The sequence below is a fragment of the Streptococcus sp. GMD6S genome (genome assembly GCF_000297015.1).
Window position 1 is genome coordinate 14,715 of the sequence record NZ_AJRH01000006.1, and the last position, 18,964, is coordinate 33,678.

The 18,964-nt window shown below is 40.1% G+C and carries 17 protein-coding genes; all 17 read left to right on the top strand.

The genetic code is table 11. From position 1 onward, the window contains the following. Positions 1-26 precede the first annotated feature (26 nt). The 17 genes from GMD6S_RS01565 to rfbB all read left to right on the top strand — a co-directional run bounded on the left by GMD6S_RS01565 (position 27) and on the right by rfbB (position 18,917). Positions 27-1,988: a peptide ABC transporter substrate-binding protein gene (locus tag GMD6S_RS01565; RefSeq protein WP_000594275.1), complete on the top strand. Its 1,962-nt coding sequence runs from the start codon at positions 27-29 to the stop codon at positions 1,986-1,988. A 191-nt stretch (positions 1,989-2,179) separates the two neighbouring features. Further along, positions 2,180-3,625 (top strand): LCP family glycopolymer transferase CpsA, encoded by a 1,446-nt coding sequence (gene cpsA / locus GMD6S_RS01570; RefSeq protein WP_000091224.1) that lies wholly within the window; start codon positions 2,180-2,182, stop codon positions 3,623-3,625. A 1-nt stretch (position 3,626) separates the two neighbouring features. Next, on the top strand, positions 3,627-4,358 hold the full coding sequence (gene cps4B / locus GMD6S_RS01575) for a capsular polysaccharide biosynthesis protein Cps4B (protein WP_000565332.1): 732 nt from the start codon (positions 3,627-3,629) through the stop codon (positions 4,356-4,358). An 8-nt stretch (positions 4,359-4,366) separates the two neighbouring features. Next, positions 4,367-5,059, top strand: a complete 693-nt coding sequence (gene cpsC / locus GMD6S_RS01580) for a capsular polysaccharide biosynthesis protein CpsC (RefSeq protein WP_000664124.1) — start codon at positions 4,367-4,369, stop codon at positions 5,057-5,059. A 9-nt stretch (positions 5,060-5,068) separates the two neighbouring features. Then, a complete protein-coding gene (locus GMD6S_RS01585) occupies positions 5,069-5,761 on the top strand; it encodes a tyrosine-protein kinase (protein WP_001142580.1) in 693 nt (230 codons plus the stop codon). A 22-nt stretch (positions 5,762-5,783) separates the two neighbouring features. After that, positions 5,784-7,151 (top strand): sugar transferase, encoded by a 1,368-nt coding sequence (locus tag GMD6S_RS01590; protein WP_000391467.1) that lies wholly within the window; start codon positions 5,784-5,786, stop codon positions 7,149-7,151. Between the two features lie 30 nt (positions 7,152-7,181). Beyond that, positions 7,182-8,354, top strand: coding sequence for a beta 1-4 rhamnosyltransferase Cps2T (gene cps2T, locus GMD6S_RS01595; RefSeq protein WP_000814504.1), 1,173 nt, complete (start codon positions 7,182-7,184; stop codon positions 8,352-8,354). A 3-nt stretch (positions 8,355-8,357) separates the two neighbouring features. Further along, complete coding sequence (locus GMD6S_RS01600; RefSeq protein WP_000809673.1) at positions 8,358-9,515, top strand: glycosyltransferase family 4 protein; 1,158 nt, start codon at positions 8,358-8,360, stop codon at positions 9,513-9,515. 2 nt (positions 9,516-9,517) lie between these two features. Beyond that, positions 9,518-10,516: a Stealth CR1 domain-containing protein gene (locus GMD6S_RS01605; RefSeq protein WP_001033090.1), complete on the top strand. Its 999-nt coding sequence runs from the start codon at positions 9,518-9,520 to the stop codon at positions 10,514-10,516. Positions 10,517-10,550: 34 nt separating this feature from the next. Continuing rightward, on the top strand, positions 10,551-11,516 hold the full coding sequence (locus GMD6S_RS01610) for a glycosyltransferase family 2 protein (RefSeq protein WP_000626474.1): 966 nt from the start codon (positions 10,551-10,553) through the stop codon (positions 11,514-11,516). A 38-nt stretch (positions 11,517-11,554) separates the two neighbouring features. Then, complete coding sequence (locus GMD6S_RS01615; protein WP_000915515.1) at positions 11,555-12,715, top strand: hypothetical protein; 1,161 nt, start codon at positions 11,555-11,557, stop codon at positions 12,713-12,715. Next, positions 12,712-14,124 carry a flippase gene (locus GMD6S_RS01620; RefSeq protein ID WP_001264826.1) on the top strand — a complete coding sequence of 471 codons (1,413 nt, stop codon included), beginning with the start codon at positions 12,712-12,714 and terminating at the stop codon, positions 14,122-14,124. Before GMD6S_RS01615 ends, GMD6S_RS01620 begins: the two co-directional genes overlap by 4 nt. Positions 14,125-14,133: 9 nt before the next feature. Continuing rightward, positions 14,134-15,237 (top strand): UDP-galactopyranose mutase, encoded by a 1,104-nt coding sequence (gene glf, locus GMD6S_RS01625; RefSeq protein ID WP_000272514.1) that lies wholly within the window; start codon positions 14,134-14,136, stop codon positions 15,235-15,237. 27 nt (positions 15,238-15,264) lie between these two features. Further along, positions 15,265-16,317 (top strand): hypothetical protein, encoded by a 1,053-nt coding sequence (locus tag GMD6S_RS01630; protein WP_000878650.1) that lies wholly within the window; start codon positions 15,265-15,267, stop codon positions 16,315-16,317. A 71-nt stretch (positions 16,318-16,388) separates the two neighbouring features. Continuing rightward, positions 16,389-17,258, top strand: coding sequence for a glucose-1-phosphate thymidylyltransferase RfbA (rfbA, locus tag GMD6S_RS01635; RefSeq protein ID WP_000676122.1), 870 nt, complete (start codon positions 16,389-16,391; stop codon positions 17,256-17,258). Then, on the top strand, positions 17,259-17,852 hold the full coding sequence (locus GMD6S_RS01640) for a dTDP-4-dehydrorhamnose 3,5-epimerase family protein (protein ID WP_000131469.1): 594 nt from the start codon (positions 17,259-17,261) through the stop codon (positions 17,850-17,852). 18 nt (positions 17,853-17,870) lie between these two features. Beyond that, positions 17,871-18,917: a dTDP-glucose 4,6-dehydratase gene (gene rfbB, locus GMD6S_RS01645; RefSeq protein ID WP_000141519.1), complete on the top strand. Its 1,047-nt coding sequence runs from the start codon at positions 17,871-17,873 to the stop codon at positions 18,915-18,917. The last annotated feature ends 47 nt before the right edge of the window (positions 18,918-18,964 follow it).

Here is an 18,964-nt window from a genome sequence, read left to right on the forward strand (position 1 = left end):
TAAAAAGTGACATAAAGGAGTGAATGATGATCAAAATGAAAAAAAGACTAATCGGGACAGGTCTTGTCTTAGCGACAGGTATTTTGCTCTCGTCATGTGGACAGTCCAATACAGATACTAGCACTTATTCATCAACATTTAGTGCAAATCCGACAACTTTTAACTATCTTCTAGATTATTATGCGGATAACACTGCCGTTATTACCAATCTCGTAGATGGTTTGTTAGAAAATGACAGCTATGGGAACCTCGTACCTGCTCTTGCGGAGGATTGGTCTGTTTCATCAGATGGTTTGACCTATACCTACAAGCTTAGAAAAGATGCCAAGTGGTATACAGCTGATGGTGAGGAATATGCTTCAGTTAAAGCTCAGGATTTTGTCACTGGGATCAAATATGCCGCGGACAACAAGGGACAAGCTATGGATCTGATCCAAAATTCAATCAAGGGATTGAATGACTATGTGACGGGTGTGACCAATGATTTTTCAACTGTTGGTGTCAAAGCCTTGGATGATTACACAGTCGAGTACACCTTGACTCGACCAGAACCTTATTGGAACTCTAAGACAACCAATAGTATTCTTTTCCCAGTCAACGAAGAGTTTTTGAAATCAAAAGATAAAGACTTTGGTACCTTGACACCAGACAGTATCCTTTATAACGGTCCCTATCTGTTAAAAGATTTCACATCAAAATCTTCGATCGAATATGTGAAGAATCCACACTATTATGATCATGATAAAGTAACCATTGAAAAAGTTAAGTTAGCTTACTTTGATGGGTCAGATCAGGAGATGACCATTCGAAACTTTGAAAGTGGTGCTTACTCGATTGCAGGAGTCTATCCAAATAGTTCGAACTATGCTAAGACAAAAGAAAAATACCAAGACAATATCGTCTATAGCTTACAAGACAAGACATCTTGGTACTTTAACTTTAACGTCAACCGCAAAACCTATAATCATACCGCTAAAACAACGGACGAACAAAAGAAATCAGCTCAAACAGCTATCTTAAATAAAAATTTCCGTCAGGCTATCAACTTTGGAATTGATCGAACAGCCTACTCTGCTCAATCTAACGGTGAAGAAGCAGCGAGCAAAACCCTTCGTAATACTCTGGTTCCCCCAACATTTGTCCAGGTGGGAGATAAGACCTTTGGAGAAGTAACAGCTTCTAAGCTTGTGAACTACGGAACTGAGTGGTCAGGTATCAATTTGGCAGATGCTCAAGATGCCTACTTTAACAAGGAAAAGGCCCAAGCAAAATTTGCGGAAGCTAAAAAGGAATTGGAAGCCCAAGGTGTGACTTTCCCAATCCATTTGGATGTCCCTGTTGATCAGACAAACAAAAATGCGGTTTCTGGTATGAACTCGGTTAAACAAACCCTTGAAACAGTACTAGGTTCTGACAATATCGTCATTGATGTTCAACAGCTTTCTACAGATGACTTTGGAAATGTTGCTTTCTTAGCACCAAATCCAGCAGCTCGTGACTACGACCTAAACTTTGATGGTTGGGTTGGTGATTACCAGGATCCATCGACTTATCTAGACCCCTTCAATGCTGAAACTGGCTTCTATCTCAAGATTTTTGGTCTTGATGCCAAGGAAGACCAAGAGCTCATTAAGAGTTTGGGGCTCGATACCTATACACAACTCCTGAAAGAAGCAGATGCTGAGAATAAAGATGTCGCTAAGCGTTATGAAAAATACGCTGAAGCTCAAGCTTGGATGATTGACAATTCTCTAGTTATGTCTGCTATGTCAAATGGTGGTACAGCCTCTGTAACCAAAGTAACTCCGTTTACACGTGCCTACTCCCTAGTGGGAATCAAGGGTGACGGAAATAATTATAAGTACATGAGATTACAAAAAGACCCTGTTACCAAGAAACAATTTGATGAAGCCAAGGCTAAGTGGGAAGAAGAAAGTAAAAAGGCTATCGAAAAGAGCCAAAAAGAGTTTGAAAACCACGTAAAATAAGATTACAGACAAGGTTGCCCCTGAGCGCCTTGTCTTTTTGTGTAGAATGGTATTCGGAACTTTGCCCATATTTTAGAGCAACTTAAGAGAACAAAAACGAATGAAAACGCTGAAAATAGCAAGGATGGATGGAATTTCCATCATGATTGTGATATAATATTTATAACTATTAACGTGTATAGGGGATTATCATGAGTAGACGTTCAAAGAGAGCTCGTTTAGGGAATGTGAAACGAAATATTAATATAGTTTTAGCAACCATTTATTTATTATTGAGTGGTTTTTTGCTGTTCTTGATTTTTAGACACAACATTTTAGCCTTTAGATACTTGAATATTATTTCTGCAGTTCTCATTTTATTAGCTGCTTTAGTAGGACTACTGCTGATTGTTTATAAAAAAGCTGAGAAGTTTACGGTCTTCTTTTTGACGCTTGCCATCTTAGTTAGTTCAGTTTCTCTCTATGCTTTGCAACAGTTTGTCGGTTTTACCAATCATATCAATTCGACGTCAAATTACTCAGAGTATTCAATCAGTGTGGTCGTTTTGAAAGATAGTGAGATCAATAATGTGACTCAACTGGATACGGTTACGGGGCCAACAGAGACAGACAATGACAATATTCAAAAGTTGTTAGCAGATATTAAGACCAGCCAGAGTAAGGACTTGACAGTTGAGAAAGCGACTTCTTACCTAGCAGCTTATAAGAGTCTGCTTTCTGGTGAAACGAAAGCAATTGTCTTAAATAGTGTCTTTGAAAATATCATTGAAGTAGAGTATCCAGATTATGCTTCAAAAATCAAAAAAATCTATACAAAACAATTAACTAAGGATGTTGCGGCACCAAAGGTATCGAAGAATAAAGCTTTCAATATTTATGTGAGTGGTATTGATACCTATGGTCCGATTAGTTCAGTTTCGCGTTCAGATGTAAATATTTTGATGACAGTGAACCGTGATACCAAAAAAATCCTTCTCACTACAACTCCTCGTGATTCCTATGTTCCGATTGCGGATGGAGGAAACAATCAAAAGGACAAATTGACCCATGCAGGGATTTATGGAGTAGACTCGTCGATTCATACCCTGGAAAACCTATATGGTGTGGATATCAATTACTACGTCCGTTTGAACTTCACTTCTTTCTTGAAGTTGATTGACCTTTTAGGTGGCGTAGATGTTTATAATGACCAAGATTTCACATCTTTACACGGGAAGTTCCATTTCCCAGTTGGGAATGTTCATCTAGACTCTGAGCAGGCTCTTGGTTTTGTCCGTGAGCGCTACTCTCTAGCAGATGGAGATCGTGACCGTGGTCGAAACCAACAAAAGGTTATTGTAGCTATTATTCAGAAGTTGACGTCAACTGAGGCTTTAAAAAACTACGATAACATCATCAAGGGATTGCAAGATTCTCTTCAGACCAATATGCCTTTGGAAACCATGATGGATCTGGTTAATACTCAATTGGAGAGTGGTGGGAACTACAAAGTCAACTCTCAAGACTTGAAAGGAACTGGACGCACGGATCTTCCTTCATACGCTATGCCAGATAGTAACCTCTACATGATGGAAATTGATGAAAGTAGCTTGGCCGCTGCGAAAGCTGCTATCAATGATGTGATGGAGGGCAAGTAGCATGATCGATATTCATTCGCACATCGTTTTTGATGTGGACGATGGTCCAAAGTCGATAGAGGAAAGTAAAAAACTTCTTAGAGAGGCCTACAGTCAAGGAGTGAGGACAATCGTTTCAACTTCGCATAGACGAAAAGGGATGTTCGAAACTCCTGAAGAAAAAATCGCGACTAACTTTCTAAAGGTGCGAGAAATGGCTAAGGAAGTTGCGGATAACTTAATCATTGCCTATGGGGCAGAAATCTACTATACGCCAGATGTTGTTGAGAAGTTAGAAAAGAAATTAATCCCGACCCTCAACGATAGTCGCTATGCTTTGATTGAGTTTAGTATGAATACACCCTATCGGGATATGCATAAGGGGCTGAGTAATATTCTAATGTTAGGCATTACACCCATCATTGCCCACATTGAACGTTACGATGCTTTAGAAAACAATGAGCAGCGCGTGCGAGAGCTGATTGATATGGGATGTTATACTCAAGTCAATAGTTCTCATGTCTTGAAACCTAAACTCTTCGGAGAAACTTATAAATTCATGAAAAAGAGAGCTCAGTATTTCTTGGAACGAGATCTGGTTCACGTGATCGCAAGTGATATGCACAACTTGGATCACAGACCTCCTCATATGGAGGAAGCCTATGATATCATTGCCAAAAAATACAGTGAAGATAAGGCTAAGGAACTTTTTAAGGATAATCCCCGAAAAATAATAATGGATCAATTGATTTAGGAGAAAAAATGAAAGAACAAAATATGATGGAAATCGATGTATTTCACTTACTTAAAATCCTTTGGAAACGAAAATTTTTAATTGCTTTGGTAGCATTCGTGACAGGGACAGTAGCATTTGCCTACAGTAGTTTTATTGTGAAGCCGGAGTTTACGAGTACGACCCGAATTTATGTGGTCAACCGTAATCAGGGAGATAAGCCAGGTTTGACCAACCAAGACTTGCAAGCTGGATCTTACTTGGTAAAAGACTATCGTGAAATCATTCTCTCGCAAGACGTTTTAGAAAAAGTTGCGACTGATTTGAAACTAGATCTCCCTCCAAAAGGTCTAGCTAGTAAAATTAAGGTAACAGTTCCAGTGGATACGCGTATTGTTTCTATCTCTGTGACAGATCGTTTGCCTGAAGAAGCGAGCCGCATCGCTAACTCTTTGAGAGAGGTTGCTGCCCAAAAAATCATCAGTGTCACGCGAGTTTCAGATGTGACAACGCTTGAAGAAGCTCGTCCTGCAACATCCCCATCGTCTCCAAATATCCGTCGCAATACCATGGTTGGATTTCTTGCTGGCGCAGTTGTAATGGTTGTTACGGTTCTCCTAGTTGAGCTCTTAGATACACGAGTGAAACGTCCAGAAGATATCGAAGATGTGATGCAAATTGCGCTATTGGGAGTAGTTCCAAATTTGGATAAATTGAAATAGGAGAGAGAGATGCCAACATTAGAGATTGTACAAAAAAAATTAGATTTGGCAAGAAAAGCTGAAGAATATTATAATGCGCTTCGTACCAATATACAGTTGAGTGGGAATAATTTGAAAGTTATTTCGATCACGTCTGTGAAACCGGGTGAAGGGAAGTCAACTACTTCTACAAATATTGCTTGGGCTTTCGCGCGTGCGGGCTATAAGACGCTGTTGATTGATGCGGATATCCGTAATTCAGTCATGTCAGGTGTCTTTAAATCACGGGAAAAGATTACAGGCCTAACAGAGTTCTTGTCAGGCACAACAGACCTATCACAAGGTTTATGTGAAACCAATGTTGAAAATTTGTTTGTCATTCAAGCGGGTTCTGTATCACCAAACCCAACAGCTTTGTTACAAAGTGAAAATTTTGCGACCATGATTGACACCTTACGTAAGTACTTTGACTACATCGTTGTAGATACTGCTCCGATTGGAGTTGTTATCGATGCGGCGATTATCACGCAGAAGTGTGACGCTTCTGTTTTAGTAACTGCTGCTGGTGAAACAAATCGTCGTGATGTCCAAAAAGCTAAAGAACAACTCGAACAAACAGGCAAACCATTCTTAGGAATTGTGCTTAATAAACTCAATACTTCAGTTGAAAAATATGGCTCCTATGGAGCATATGGAAACTATGGGAATTATGGCAAAAAATAATAAATAGTTTAGGGAAGATATTATGGAAGAAAAGGGATTGAAGATTACTTTGGCGACAATCCAGAGTTTTCTTGTCATTTTATTAGCTTATTTACTTAGTTTTGTTAAGGAAACAGAGATTGTAAATACTTCTGTTATTATCTTGTTCATTCTTCATTTTTTTATTTTTTATATCAGTGATTATGGGCATGATTTTTTTAAAAGGGGTTATTTAGCAGAGTTTATCAACACTGCAAAGTACATTGTGTTCTTTGCTTTAGCTATCAGTATTTCGAATTTTTTCTTAGAAGATCGTTTTAGTATCTCTAGACGAGGAATGATTTATTTTTTGACAATACACTCTATTCTGTTGTATTTGTTGAATCTATGCATTAAACGCTATAGAAAAAGCATCTTTCCAAATCTCAAGGGGAGTAAGAAGATATTCTTGATAACAGCGACCTCTAGGGTTGAAAAAGTCATCGATAGGCTGATAGAGTCGGGAGAAATTTTTTGGAACTTGGTGGCAGTCAGTGTTTTAGACCAGCCTGATTTTCGGCATCAAACCTTAACCGTTGTACCTGCTGAGAATATCTTAGACTTTGCTACTCATGAAGTTGTCGATGAGGTCTTTATCAATCTACCAAGTGAAGAGTACGACATCGGGGAGTTTATCTCACTTTTTGAGACAATGGGAATTGACGTGACAGTTAACCTGAATGCTTTTAATAACTATCTAGGTAGTGATAAAAAGATTCGTGGGATGGCAGGGCTGAATGTTATCACGTTTTCTACAAAATTTTATAAGACGAGTCATGTCATTGCTAAACGTTTCATTGATATTGTCGGTTCGATTGTCGGATTGATTATTTGTGGTTTGGTGAGCATTGTTTTGGTTCCAATGATTCGACAAGATGGTGGGCCAGCGATTTTTTCTCAAACGCGTATTGGGAAAAATGGTCGACATTTCACTTTCTATAAATTTAGATCCATGTGCGTGAATGCTGAGCAGAGGAAACAAGAACTTTTGGCGCAAAATACTATGCAGGGGGGCATGTTTAAGGTCGATGATGATCCTCGTATCACTCCAATTGGTCGCTTTATTCGTAAGACCAGCCTAGATGAGTTACCGCAGTTTTGGAATGTTTTAATGGGAGATATGAGTCTGGTCGGAACCCGTCCCCCAACAGTGGATGAGTATGAAAAATATACACCTGAGCAAAAACGTCGATTGAGTTTTAAACCTGGGATAACAGGCTTGTGGCAAGTCAGTGGACGAAGCGAGATCAAGGATTTCGATGAAGTTGTCAAGTTAGATGTGGCCTATATTGATGATTGGACAATTTGGAAAGATATTGAAATTTTATTGAAGACCGTTAAAGTTGTATTTATGAGAGATGGGGCGAAGTAATTCCTGCCCCTCGGTCCTGTTAGGAGAGAGATGAAACAGTCTGTTTATATCATTGGTTCAAAGGGGATTCCTGCCAAGTATGGAGGATTTGAAACCTTTGTTGAAAAATTAACCGAATATCAAAAAGACAGCAACATACAATACTATGTTGCTTGTATGCGTGAAAATTCAGCTAAATCTGGCATCACGGAAGACCAGTTTGAGCATAATGGGGCCATTTGTTTCAACATTGATGTTCCCAATATCGGACCGGCCCGCGCCATCGCTTACGATATTGCAGCGGTCAATAAGGCTATTGAATTGGCTAAGGAAAACAAGGACGAGGCTCCCATTTTTTACATTCTAGCTTGTCGCATCGGTCCTTTTATTTCTGGACTTAAGAAAAAAATTCGTGCGATCGGTGGCTCTTTGCTGGTAAATCCTGATGGCCATGAATGGCTGCGAGCAAAGTGGAGCCTGCCAGTTCGTAAGTACTGGAAATTTTCAGAGCAGCTCATGGTCAAACATGCAGATTTACTGGTCTGTGACAGTAAAAATATCGAACAATATATCCAAGAGGATTATAAGCAGTATCAACCAAAGACCACCTATATTGCCTATGGGACAGATACAGCCCCTTCAATCCTGAAGGCAGAAGATACCAAAGTTCGGAACTGGTATCAGGAAAAAGGAGTTAGCGAAAATGGCTATTATCTAGTAGTGGGACGATTCGTTCCTGAAAACAACTACGAAGCCATGATTCGTGAATTTATCAAGTCCAAGTCCAAAAAGGACTTTGTTCTCATCACAAATGTGGAGCAGAATAAATTTTACGACCAGTTGTTACAAGATACTGGTTTTGATAAAGATCCTAGGGTCAAATTTGTCGGGACTGTCTATGACCAAGAGTTACTCAAGTACATTCGCGAAAATGCCTTTGCCTATTTCCATGGGCATGAGGTTGGAGGAACCAACCCTTCTCTACTGGAAGCTCTAGCATCCACAAAACTGAATTTGTTGCTAGATGTTGGTTTTAACCGTGAGGTTGGTGAAGACGGGGCTATTTATTGGAAAAAAGATGAGTTGGCACGCGTCATTGAGGAAGTAGAGGGATTTGATCAGGTAGTGATAGCTGACTTGGATTTCAAGTCAAGCCAAAGAATCCTCTCAGCTTTCACATGGGAAAAGATTGTGTCAGATTATGAAGAAGTGTTTAAAGGATAGGGAATGAAACAGATTTTATACTTGCATGCTGGTGCAGAAATGTATGGAGCAGATAAGGTTTTATTGGAATTGATCAAAGGATTGGATTCCAAAGAATTTGAAGCTCATGTCATCTTGCCAAATGACGGTGTTTTAGTCGAGGCCTTGCGCCAAGTTGGGGCTCAGGTCAGTGTGTTGGATTATCCGATTTTACGAAGGAAGTATTTTAATCCTAAAGGCATTGCCGACTATATTCGCTCTTATAATTTCTATGCTAAGCAAATCGCCCTCTATGCTCGAGAACACAGTATAGATATGGTTCACAATAATACAGCGGCTGTTTTGGAGGGCATCTATTTGAAACGCAAGCTCAAGCTGCCTTTGATTTGGCATGTTCATGAGATTATCGTCAAACCCAAAGCTATTTCTGACTTTATCAATATGCTCATGGGACGATATGCAGACAAGATTGTGACGGTGTCCCAAGCGGTCGCTAATCATATCAAGCAGTCTCCCTTTATCAAAGATAGTCAAGTGGAAGTGATTTATAACGGTGTCGATAATGCTGTCTATTATCCAATGGATGCGTCTTCTATTCGTGAAAAATTTGACATTGCGCAAGATGCACTTGTGATTGGCATGATTGGTCGGGTCAATGCTATCAAAGGACAAAATGATTTCATAGAAGCAGTCGAGCCACTTTTGGAAAAGAATGAGCAAGCGGTGGCTTTCCTAGCTGGAGGTGTTTTTCCTGGTGAAGAATGGCGCTTAGAAGAACTAGATAAGAGAATAGCTTCTTCATCTGTTGTATCACAAATTCATCGTATTGATTACTACGATAAGACTTCTGAACTTTATAATATGTTTGATATCTTTGTCTTACCAAGTATAAAACCTGATTCCCTACCTACAGTAGTCCTAGAAGCCATGGCTTGTTCAAAACCAGTTGTTGGTTATAACAATGGGGGAATAGCTGAAATGGTAGTAGATGACAAAAGTGGTTGCTTAGTCAAACCAAATCGTCCTCAAGAACTTTCTAATGCCATTTCTCTCTTACTAGATAGTTCTGAAAAAAGAGAAAAATTTGGGCGAGTAGGATATCAGAGACAAAAAGAGCTGTTTTCTTTGGAGAGTTACATTAAGAACTTTTCGGAGTTGTATAAAACAGATAGAAAAGATTAGTTATGAATAAAATAGATTTTGTTGTTACTTGGGTTGATGGGAATGATCCTGTGTGGCAAGAAAAAAAATCAAGCTATGATGGTTCGGTCAATACTTCTAAACAGAGCATGAATTCGGATAAAGCTTATCGTGAATGGGGAACCTTTAAATACTGGTTTAGAGGAGTTGAAAGATTTGCTCCTTGGGTCAATAAGATCTACCTCGTGACCGACCAGCAAAAGCCAAGCTGGTTAGATATAAACAGTGAAAAATTGGTCTTGGTAGATCATACAGAGATTATCTGTAAGGATTACCTACCAGTTTTTTCTGCCAATCCGATCGAAAGTAATATCCATCGCATTCCTGGTCTCTCTGAGCACTTTGTCTTTTTTAATGACGATATGTATTTGACGGCTCCAGTTGAACCGACAGATTTTTTCTCAGGGGATGGTTTACCCAAATATAATACGGCTCTTTCTCCGATTATTCCTGAAAGATATGGAACGGGGAATTTTCAGATAAATGACATGGAGATTGTCACTAGCTATTTCAGTCGAAATGAAATTTTGAAGAATGGCCAATTCTTTGATCCAAAGCAGGGATTAAAAAGTATCGTTAAGTCGCTACTATACAGAAATAGTCAGTTTATCTGTGGTTTCTGGGAGAGTCATCTGCCCTATCCTCTACTAAGATCAACGATGAACTTGGTATGGGAAAAGGAAAAAGCTGTCTTGGAAAGAACCTCTGCTAGTCGCTTTAGAAATCCTTCTGATACCAATGTTTGGCTCTTTAAGTATTGGCAGATTGCCAGTGGTAAATACGCTATCGGAAATCCTAAGTTGGGAGGACTCTTTTCTTTGGATAATGCCGGACCAGATTTTTGGAAGATACTAAATTCTGGCAAATACCAAATTATGTGTATCAATGATGGATTTAACATTCAAGACGAGGAGCAGGTGATGACAGACTTTATCAAGGCTATGGATCAACTGCTTCCAGATAGAAGCTCATTTGAGATTTAAACTGTAAAACTAAGTAAGAGAAAGAAAAGAAAATATGATTTCGGTAATTGTGCCTGTTTATAATGTGGAGGACTACCTTCATTATGCCATGGAGAGTTTGGAACATCAGACTTACAAGGATATGGAAGTCCTCTTGATTGATGACGGCTCGAGTGATGGCTCAGGACACTTGTGTGACCAGTATGCCCAGCAATATGATTGGGTGACTAGCTACCATAAGGTCAATGGTGGCTTGTCTGATGCTCGGAACTATGGGGTCTTGAAAGCCAAGGGCGACTGGATTACTTTCCTAGATCCAGACGACTATTTGGAACCTTGCGCCTTGGAATTGCTAGCAGAGCTACAAGATCGTACCCAAGCAGATATGGTTAGTGGTAAAGTAGAGCCGACAGCTCACTATCATCGTTATCAGAACTTCCACTTGGATCAGCTTGATCTAGATCAAGTTAAGGTTTATGACAAGGCAAAGGCTCTGACTGAGATGCTCTACGGAGACCTTGTAACGGTCTCTGCTTGTGGGAAACTCTATCGGAAAGAACTTCTTGAGAAAGCTCCCTTCCCCAAGGGGCGCATCTACGAAGACCTCTATGTGATCAGTGAGCAACTCAACCAAGCCCAATCCGTGGCTTTGTACCATCTTCCGATTTACCATTATTACCATAGACCTGGTAGCATTACTGCCTCGGCTTTCACACCAAAACAATACGAGTTTTACGAAGCAATCGATCATTTAAAAGAGGTTGTGAATGCAACCTATCCTGAGAGTTCAGAACTCCAAGAAGCTATCATTTCACGCTTCTTTACAGGAAGTCTTCTTATCTTTACGATGATTAAGGATGGGGATTCAGTAGAATTCAAGAGACTTCAGGAGAAGATGAGGCCATATTTGCCTCTTGTTTTGAAGAATGCTAGAGTTAGTAAGAAACGTAAGATTCTCTATGTTTTGATTAGTAGGTATCCGCGGCTCTATTATCAATTTAAAAAGTTAAAAAAATCCTAAGTAAGAGTTAGGGATGAAAGAAGAAAAGGAAAAAGAAAATGTTAAAGTTAGAACGTGATAAATTGCTAATTGCAGCAGTTTTAATAGTGGTTGTCTCCATAGATATGATCAATACGTCTATGTTAGCTCCTGTTTTACCTAATATTCCTAATGTAGTTCCTTTTTTTGCAGTCCTGTTACTTGCTATGCGATTTGCTTATATTCATCACTACTCTATAAGCTATCTCATCTTTGCACCAATTCTTCTTTTTGCTGGGGGCATGGTTTACTATAAGACTGGGAACCTTAATGCATTGATGTATATGTTTCTGCTTGTCTTTCTTTACAAGGCTGAGATGGAAAGTGTACTTAAAATATACTCTGTTGTAGCCTTGTTTTTTATTGTATTGATAGTGCTCTTGGCCGTGATTGGTGCTATTCCAAACTTGCAATTTGTCCAATCACGATCTGCGGGAGTCGTTGTTCGAAATTCATTTGGCTTTATTTATCCAACTGATTTTGCTTCTCACTGTTTTTATCTATATACAGCTATATCGTATATCTTTAGAAAGAAATTCATTATTTTACGGACTGCCTTAGGATTTGGTCTGGCTTATTTCATTATTCGATATTGCGATGCGAGGCTTAATGCCGCTTCTATTACTGTAATGGCGCTCATTTTTCTGTACTTTTATTTCCGAAATGATAGACAGCGACGGCTTTTTGCTTTACTTCCTTTATCGGCTGGTATAGCGTCTTCAGTAATGATTTATCTCTCTTCTAAATTTACCTGGTCTCATCCAATGTATGTGGCTTTAAACAATTTTTTTAGTATGAGATTACACCTAGGACATGAGGCACTAAAAAAATATGCAGTGCAGTGGTTTGGGATTCGGGGCATATCATTTGTCGGTTATGGGGGGCGTACAGAATCCGTTTTGAGCTACGACTATGTAGACTCTTCCTACGTTCAGATGCTCTTTACCTATGGGATGATTCCAGTTCTCTTATTGGTCGTGTTATACATAGTTAGGTCTTGGTCACTTTATCGCAAAAAGAATTATTTGCTATTGACGGCCTTATCCTTAATAGCAGTCAACTGTATGTTTGAGGCCTTCTGGGTTCGTCCATCATACAATATCTTTATGTTCCTTCTCTTTGCTACTATTCCAGTGATGGAATTTAAAGAGGAAAAATCTGAGATGAGGGAAGCTGTGTGAGAGTTTTAAAAAATTATTTGTACAATCTGTCCTATCAGTTACTTGTCATCGTCTTACCTGTGATTACAACTCCCTATATCACCCGGGTTTTCTCTTCGGATGATTTGGGTTCCTATGGATACTATAACTCCATCGTGACTTATTTTATCCTACTAGCGACGCTGGGAGTAGCGAATTATGGGACCAAGGAAATTTCTGGCCATCGTAAGGAAGTCGAAAAGACTTTCTGGGGCATTTACAGTTTACAAGTCCTTTCAACCTGTTTAGCGGTTACGCTTTATATCATTGTCTGCTTGCTTGTGCCGTCGATGAACAATCCAATTGCCTATATACTTGGCTTTAGTTTGCTGTCTCGTGGTTTTGATATTTCTTGGCTTTTTCAAGGGTTAGAAGATTTCAAAAAAATCACAACTCGTAACACAATGGTCAAACTTCTAGGTGTTGTTTCGATATTCCTATTTGTTAAGAAACCATCCGACTTGTACTTGTATATCATCCTCTTGGTTGCCTATGATCTACTAGGTCAGTTGAGTATGTGGCTTCCTGCTCGGGAACACATTCGCAAGCCGCATCTGGATATAGCCTATGCCAAAGAGCATATCAAACCAGTTATTCTCTTGTTTCTGCCACAGATTGCCATTTCGCTCTACATCACGCTAGATCGCACCATGTTGGGTGCCTTGTCTTCGACAAAGGATGTTGGAATCTATGATCAAGCCTTGAAATTATTGAATATTTTGTTAACCTTGGTAACGTCCCTAGGTAGTGTCATGTTGCCTCGGGTCTCTAATCTTCTCTCATCAGGCAATCAAAAGGTGGTTAACAAGCTACATGAAATGTCTTTCTTAGTGTATAACTTGGTCATCTTTCCGATGATTGCGGGGATTTTGATTGTTAACAAAGATTTTGTTAATTTTTTCCTAGGGCAAGACTTCCAAGATGCTCGCTATGCGATTGCCATCATGGCCTTTAGAATGTTCTTTATTGGCTGGACCAATATAATGGGAATTCAAATCTTGATTCCTCATAATAAGAATCGTGAATTTATGCTGTCAACAACTATTCCAGCTATTTTCAGTGTAGGCTTGAATCTCCTTTTAATCCCGCCTCTGGGCTATATTGGGGCGTCGATTGTATCTGTTGCGACTGAAGGTTTGGTCTGGCTGATCCAACTCTACTTTACACGTTCGTATCTAAAAGAGGTCAAGATCTTTCCATCTATGCTGAAAATACTTCTAGCAGCACTCCTGATGTACGGCGCCTTGTATTCTGTACAAGCTTTCATGCACTTCTCGTCTGTTGTGAATGTCTTGATCTATTCTCTGCTTGGCTTCCTAGTCTACGGTGGCTTGGTTTTGGTCTTACGTGTCTTGGATTTTCAAGAACTAAAAAGTGTTTTAAAGAAATAAGGAGATTTTATGTACGATTATTTGATTGTCGGTGCTGGCTTGTCAGGTGCAATCTTTGCCTACGAAGCTAACAAACGTGGCAAGAAGGTGAAGGTGATTGATAAACGAGAACATATTGGTGGGAATATCTATTGCCAATCTGTTGAAGGAATCAATGTCCACAAGTATGGGGCTCATATCTTCCATACATCTAATAAAAAGGTATGGGAATATGTCAATCAGTTTGCGGAGTTTAACAATTATATCAATTCTCCTATTGCCAACTATCAAGGACATCTTTACAATCTGCCTTTCAATATGAACACTTTCTATGCTTTGTGGGGGACAAAGACACCCCAAGAAGTCAAGGACAAGATTGCTGAGCAGACGACACACATGCAAGATGTTGAGCCTAAAAATTTAGAGGAACAAGCCATTAAGTTGATTGGTACGGATGTTTATGAAAAGCTAATCAAGGGCTACACCGAAAAGCAATGGGGGCGTTCTGCTACTGAACTACCACCCTTTATCATCAAGCGTTTACCTGTTCGATTGACCTATGATAACAATTATTTCAATGACCGTTACCAAGGGATTCCAATTGGTGGTTACAATGTCATCATCGAAAAGTTGTTGGAAGGAATCGAAGTAGAGCTTAATATAGATTTCTTTGCTGATCGTGAGAACTTGGAGGCTTCAGCGAATAAGATTGTTTTCACGGGGATGATTGATCAGTTCTTTGACTATAAATTTGGTGAACTTGAGTATCGCAGTCTCCGTTTTGAGCATGAGATTCTGGACCAAGAAAATTATCAAGGAAATGCTGTAGTCAACTATACTGAACGTGATATTCCTTATACGCGTATCATCGAACACAAACATTTTGAGTTTGGGACTCAGGACAAGACGGTTATTACTCGAGAATATCCAGCAGATTGGAAAAGAGGAGATGAACCTTACTATCCAATCAATGATGCCAAAAACAATGCTATTTATGAGCAGTACCTAGCAGAAGCTGAGAAAAATGGCCACGTTATCTTCTGTGGTCGCTTGGCAGATTATAAATACTATGATATGCATGTGACTGTTGAACGTGCATTGGATGTGGTAGAAAAAGAACTCGGGAGTATATAAAAACATCACGGATAAAGGGGAGAAAAGGTGAAATATTATCTGAAGGATTCATTTCTGCATAATGCACATGAAAAGAATGCAGGGAGTAAGGCGCGAAATGACGTGGAAGCTATTCTAATCTCAGAGGGTTATGAGGGGTTGGAGCTCAAGGTTGAGAATTGGTATAAGATGAATTTCTTTAAAGCTCAACAACACAAATATCGTGCGACCAAGTCTGTGTTTGATCAGTTGGGAGCCGGAGATGAATTGGTGATTCAGTTCCCTATTATCCACCATACATTTTTCATCTCACAACTCATTAAGCAGGCGCAAAAAAGAGGAGCAAGATTCTATCTGTTGATCCATGATATTGAAACCTTGCGTCATGCAGCAGGTTCAGAAGTGAAATTTCGTCATAAAGTGCGCAATTACTTCCAGGAAAAGAAAGCTTTGATGTCAGTGGATAGCATTATCGTTCATAACGATATCATGAAGAAAGTTCTGGTAGGTCAAGGAGTGCCAGCAGATAAAATGGTTAGCTTGGAGATTTTTGACTATCTGATTCCAAACTTTGCTGAAAAATCAAATCTCCAAAAAGACCAGCCTATTATCGTAGCTGGAAATTTGAACCCTGCAAAGTCAGGTTATCTTTATAACTTGCCAGACCAGCCAGCCTATAACTTGTATGGAGTGGGCTATGATGAAAGTCGTGCATTGAAAAACACTAGCTACTTTGGTTCCTTTATGCCAGATGACCTCCCAGCTGCTCTTGAAGGTAGTTTTGGTTTGGTCTGGGACGGAGACAGCTCAGAAACCTGCCAAGGTTCTTACGGAAACTATCTACGCTTTAACAACTCGCACAAGGCCTCTCTTTATTTGGCTTCGGGCTTTCCTCTAGTGGTTTGGAAAGAGTCTGCCCTCGCGCATTTCGTTCTGGATAAAGAGTGTGGTCTAGCAGTTGATTCTCTACACGACCTCCAAAAAGTACTAGATGATTTGACACTTCAAGACTACAAGGAACTTTCAGAACAAGCTAGGAAAGTTGGAGCTGCTCTTCGAGATGGAGCCTATTTAAAAGCTGTATTATCCAAATTGAAGTAAATTCCGTAGGGAATTTGGGACAAGATGAAATATAATATAGGATAGGTAATTAGCCAGAAAGGAAACCTACTATGAAAGGTATTATTCTTGCGGGTGGTTCGGGAACGCGCCTGTACCCACTTACTCGAGCTGCGTCAAAACAGCTGATGCCGGTTTATGATAAACCCATGATTTACTATCCTTTGTCAACCTTGATGTTGGCTGGGATTAAGGACATTTTGATCATCTCAACACCACAGGATTTACCCCGTTTTAAGGACCTGCTCTTGGATGGCTCCGAATTTGGGATCAAGCTTTCCTATGCGGAACAGCCTAGTCCCGATGGACTTGCTCAGGCTTTTCTTATCGGTGAAGAATTTATCGGTGACGATAGTGTTGCATTGATTTTAGGCGATAATATCTATCATGGGCCTGGTTTGAGCAAAATGCTTCAAAAGGCAGCCAAGAAAGAGAAGGGTGCGACTGTTTTTGGCTACCAAGTGAAGGATCCAGAGCGTTTTGGTGTGGTCGAGTTTGATACAGACATGAATGCTATTTCCATAGAAGAAAAACCGGAGAATCCTCGCTCTAACTATGCAGTGACAGGTCTTTATTTCTATGACAATGACGTTGTGGAGATTGCCAAACAGATAAAACCGAGTGCTCGTGGAGAGTTGGAAATCACAGATGTTAACAATGCTTATTTGAAGCGTGGGGATTTGTCAGTTGAAGTTATGGGACGTGGTTTTGCCTGGCTGGATACTGGGACACATGAGAGCCTGTTAGAGGCCTCCCAATATATCGAAACGGTTCAAAGGATGCAAAATGTTCAGGTTGCCAATCTGGAAGAAATTGCCTACCGAATGGGTTATATCAGCCGCGAAGATGTGCTGAAGTTGGCGCAACCTCTCAAGAAGAATGAATACGGGCAATACTTGCTTCGTTTGATTGGAGAAATCTAGATGACAGATAATTTTTTCGGCAAAACACTTGCAGTGCACAAGATTGATGCCATTCCAGGTTTGTTAGAGTTTGACATTCCGGTTCATGGTGACAATCGTGGCTGGTTTAAGGAAAATTTTCAGAAAGAAAAGATGCTACCACTTGGTTTTCCTGAAAGCTTCTTTGCTGAAGGAAAACTGCAAAACAACGTCAGCTTTTCTCGCAAAAATGTTCTCCGAGGCCTCCATGCTGAACCTTGGGATAAGTACATCTCAGTAGCAGATGGTGGCAAGGTTCTGGGTTCATGGGTTGACCTACGTGAAGGTGAGACTTTTGGAAATGTTTATCAGACCGAGATTGATGCAAGTAAGGGAATCTTTGTCCCTCGTGGCGTGGCCAATGGTTTCCAAGTACTCTCGGATACAGTTTCTTATAGCTATCTGGTCAATGACTACTGGGCACTTGAACTAAAGCCTAAATATGCCTTTGTCAACTATGCAGATCCAGCCTTGGGCATCCAGTGGGAAAACCTAGCAGAAGCAGAAGTTTCGGAAGCAGATAAACATCATCCACTGCTTAAGGATGTCAAACCACTAAGAAAAGAAGATTTGTAAAAAGGTTAAGGAATAAAAATGACTGAATACAAAAATATCATCGTGACAGGTGGGGCTGGTTTTATCGGTTCTAACTTTGTTCATTATGTCTATAACAACTTCCCAGATGTCCATGTGACAGTGCTGGACAAGCTGACTTATGCAGGTAATCGTGCCAATATTGAAGAAATTTTAGGTGACCGTGTTGAGTTGGTTGTTGGAGATATTGCAGATGCAGTCTTGGTAGACAAGCTGGCAGCTGAAGCGGATGTTATCGTTCATTATGCGGCAGAAAGTCACAATGACAACTCGCTCAATGATCCGAGTCCCTTTATCCATACCAACTTCATCGGGACTTACACTCTTTTGGAAGCAGCTCGTAAATACGACCTTCGTTTCCACCATGTGTCAACTGACGAAGTCTATGGTGACCTACCTCTGCGTGAAGATTTGCCAGGTCATGGAGAAGGTCCAGGTGAGAAATTTACGGCTGAAACCAAGTACAATCCCAGCTCGCCTTACTCATCAACCAAGGCGGCTTCAGACTTGATTGTCAAAGCTTGGATGCGCTCATTTGGTGTTAAAGCGACTATTTCTAACTGTTCAAACAACTATGGTCCTTACCAACATATCGAGAAGTTTATTCCGCGCCAGATCACCAATATCTTGAGTGGTATCAAGCCAAAACTCTATGGTGAAGGTAAGAATGTCCGTGACTGGATTCACACCAATGACCATTCATCAGGTGTTTGGACGATTCTGACTAAAGGTCAAATCGGTGAAACCTACTTGATTGGTGCGGATGGTGAGAAGAACAATAAGGAAGTCCTAGAACTCATCCTCAAGGAAATGGGACAGCCAGCTGATGCTTATGATCATGTGACAGACCGTACGGGTCACGACCTTCGCTATGCTATCGATGCTAGCAAGCTCCGTGATGAATTAGGGTGGAAGCCAGAGTTTACCAACTTTGAAGCAGGTCTCAAAGAGACCATTAAGTGGTATACAGACAACCAAGAATGGTGGAAATCTGAAAAAGAAGCAGTCGAAGCCAACTATGCTAAGACACAACAAGTAATTAAGTAATCAGATACTAAAAAGCAAGAGAATTTAAAGCCTCTTGCTTTTTATGT